5 protein-coding genes and 1 tRNA gene are annotated in these 2,480 nt (G+C 67.2%); 1 reads left to right on the top strand and 5 read right to left on the bottom strand.

Annotation, left to right across the window (positions count from 1 at the left end; genetic code table 11):
* The coding region (locus ACNPM4_RS15280; protein WP_448986246.1) for a CGNR zinc finger domain-containing protein at nt 1-473 on the bottom strand (473 nt) is incomplete at its 3' end.
* Nucleotides 474-498: 25 nt separating this feature from the next.
* Between ACNPM4_RS15280 and ACNPM4_RS15275 the strand changes: the two genes are divergently transcribed.
* Entirely contained in the window at nt 499-714 is a 216-nt protein-coding gene (locus ACNPM4_RS15275) for a hypothetical protein (RefSeq protein ID WP_029262792.1), read from the top strand.
* Between the two features lie 37 nt (nt 715-751).
* On the opposite strand, the gene ACNPM4_RS15270 is transcribed toward ACNPM4_RS15275, so the two are convergent.
* The 4 genes from ACNPM4_RS15270 to ACNPM4_RS15255 all read right to left on the bottom strand — a co-directional run.
* Nucleotides 752-1,285: a DUF1697 domain-containing protein gene (locus ACNPM4_RS15270; RefSeq protein WP_448986244.1), complete on the bottom strand. Its 534-nt coding sequence runs from the start codon at nt 1,283-1,285 to the stop codon at nt 752-754.
* On the bottom strand, nt 1,282-1,863 hold the full coding sequence (locus tag ACNPM4_RS15265) for an isochorismatase family protein (protein WP_262001257.1): 582 nt from the start codon (nt 1,861-1,863) through the stop codon (nt 1,282-1,284). Before ACNPM4_RS15265 ends, ACNPM4_RS15270 begins: the two co-directional genes overlap by 4 nt.
* A 66-nt stretch (nt 1,864-1,929) precedes the next feature.
* A tRNA-Thr gene (locus tag ACNPM4_RS15260) sits at nt 1,930-2,002 on the bottom strand.
* 69 nt (nt 2,003-2,071) lie between these two features.
* Nucleotides 2,072-2,480 (bottom strand): alpha/beta hydrolase (locus ACNPM4_RS15255; RefSeq protein ID WP_448986242.1); only part of this gene is annotated, 409 nt, incomplete at its 5' end.

Genomic DNA, 2,480 nt, shown 5'->3' with positions numbered 1-2,480 from the left:
CAGCGCACGGAGCAGAAGCGCTGACGGCCGTTGCGGGTCACGTCCGCGACGACATTCGTGCACGGCGCGGCCTGACACCTGCCGAGCCTGCTCATCCCCCGTGTCACGAGGTGCAGCGAGGTGCCGAGGCTGATGATCGCCCGCAACACGTAGGGCAGTGACGGCACGTCATCGCGGTAGTGCAGGTGCCAGCCCTCCCCGTCGTGGTTAGTGAGCCGGGGGTAAGCGGCTGCTGCCGCGAGCTGCGCGTTCAGCAGCAGAGCCCGGGCATCGGGGTCGGGCTCGTCGACGATCGCGAGCCAGTCATCGATGACCGTCTTGATCCGCTCATGATCATCGGCCGCCGGCGGGAACGTCTGCGTCATGCCTAGTTCGAGGGTGCGCTCCTCGATCCCGGCGCGGTCGGCCGGCCAGTCGTTGGCGAGGGAGGCGGCCAGCAGCACCGCGTATTCGCCGTAAGGGTTGAGATGCATAAGACCATTACATCACGCTGGGTACATGACCTCGCAGAACACGCTCCCGATCCCCCGCATCCGGCCCGAAACCGCGTCCCATGAGCACGCATGGCTCGTCGAGTCGCGGCATCCGACGAGTGAGGGCGTCATCCTCTACGTGCGGTGCGGGGGATGCGGCACCCGCCGCGTCGACCTGCAGTCGCACCCGCACACGCCGCCGACCGCGCTGAGCACGGAGACCGGCGGGGTCCAGGGCTGAGACTCAGGCCTCGACGATCTCCGGCGCCGTCACTCCGTCACGCCGTCAGCTCGATGAGTGTGCGCGTCGTCCGGAGGTTGCGGGCGGTCCCGGCCACGCCCAGCGCACGGTCCAGCACCCCCTTCGTGAGCTTCGTGGAGTGCACTCCACCACTCCCGTAGTCGATCCACAGGTCGTTCCCCACGAGCTCCAGACGCTCCTCCGGCAGGAGTCGTCTCCCCAGCGCCTCGACCGCCCCCGCCGAGGGCGTCCCCTCGAGGAACATCGCGTGCACGAACTTCACGTCACCCTCGGGAAAGGGCTGAGCGGATTCCGACGCGACCAACTGCGTGTGCGTTCGGTGGATGACCGGAGTGTCGACCCCGAACTCCTCATGGATGAGCGAGCGGACGAGGGCGCACGCGGCACCCGGGTTCTCCGGGGTCGCACAGACGATGTTGCCGCTCGCGATGTAGGTAGACACGTCGGCGAGATCAGTGTCGGTCGCCAGCACCTCTCGCAACCGTGCCATCGGCACGCTGTTGCGTCCGCTGACGTTCACAGCCCGAAGCAGCAGGACGCTGCGGTTCACGCGTCGGTGCTCTCGACCAGTTCCGCACCCGCGTGCACGAGTTCTGCGAGGGCCGCTTCGCTCGGCTCCGGAGCCACCCCGGCCACGAGGTCGGTCAGAATCCGTACATGGACGCCGTGCGCGATCGCGTCGAGCGCGGACGCCCGGACGCAGTGATCGGTCGCGATGCCGACCACATCGGCACTGAGCACTCCCGCGGCAGTGAGGAGCGCTCCGACGGTCTCACCCGCCTCCGTCTCCCCCTCGAACATCGAGTACGCGGGTTTGCCCTGTCCCTTGCGGACATGGTGCGTCACGGCATCCGTCACCAGGAGCGGGTCGTAGTCGGCACCTTCCGTGCCCGCGACGCAGTGCACGGGCCAGGAGTCGACGAAGTCGGGCGTGCCGGCGAAGTGTCCGCCGTTGTCTCCCTGCGCGTCATGCCAGTCCCGCGACGCGATGATCACCGCGTAGTCGGAGGCATGCGCGGCGAGGAATGTCGTGACGGCAGCGGCCACCGCATCACCGCCCGTCACGGCGAGTGCACCACCCTCCGTGAAATCGTTCTGCACATCGACGATCAGAAGCGCTCTGCTCATGATTCGAGGGTACGCCGCTGGAACGGGAAAGGCCCCGTGATGTTCTTCACATCACGGGGCCTTCGGAGCCGCTTGTCAGAATCGAACTGACGACCTTTTCATTACGAGTGAAATGCTCTGCCGACTGAGCTAAAGCGGCGTGCGACGCGTGAGCGGCGCGATCACCGATATTACCCTGTCTCGTGCCCGGTCGCGAATCGAGCCCGCCTCACTCGCAGCGCAGGCCGTCTTCGGGCACAACATCGTCGAGCAGGAATGCTTCGACGGCGTCGTCCACACAGACGTTGCCCTTGTTGTAACCGGTGTGGCCCTCGCCGACGCGGGTGATCAGGACCCCTTCTTCGAGCTGGTCCGCCAGCGACTCGGACCACTCGTACGGCGTCGCAGGATCGTTCGTCGTGCCGATCACGAGGATGGGTCCTGCACCCTCAGCCGTGATCTCGCTGCGCGTGCCGGTCGGCGGGTAGGGCCAGACCTCGCAGGAGTCCGGTCCGGTCCAGTACGGGGCGATGGTCGGCGCGCCCTCGGCGATCTTGGCCTCGATCGCGGCTTCGGCGGCCGGGTCGTCTTCGACCGGGTAGTCCATGCAGTTGTATGCACGGAAGGCCTCGGTGGAG

This window comes from Microbacterium umsixpiens, from assembly GCF_053543675.1.
Note: the sequence above shows the minus strand (reverse complement) of the source record. Positions and strands in the feature narration are given on the sequence as shown.

What these genes read in the sequence shown, in the direction of transcription:
- ACNPM4_RS15265 (WP_262001257.1), bottom strand. Translation starts at nt 1,863, where the DNA reads ATGAGCAGAGCGCTTCTGATCGTCGATGTGCAGAACGATTTCACGGAG.
- ACNPM4_RS15275 (WP_029262792.1), top strand. Translation starts at nt 499, where the DNA reads ATGACCTCGCAGAACACGCTCCCGATCCCCCGCATCCGGCCCGAAACC.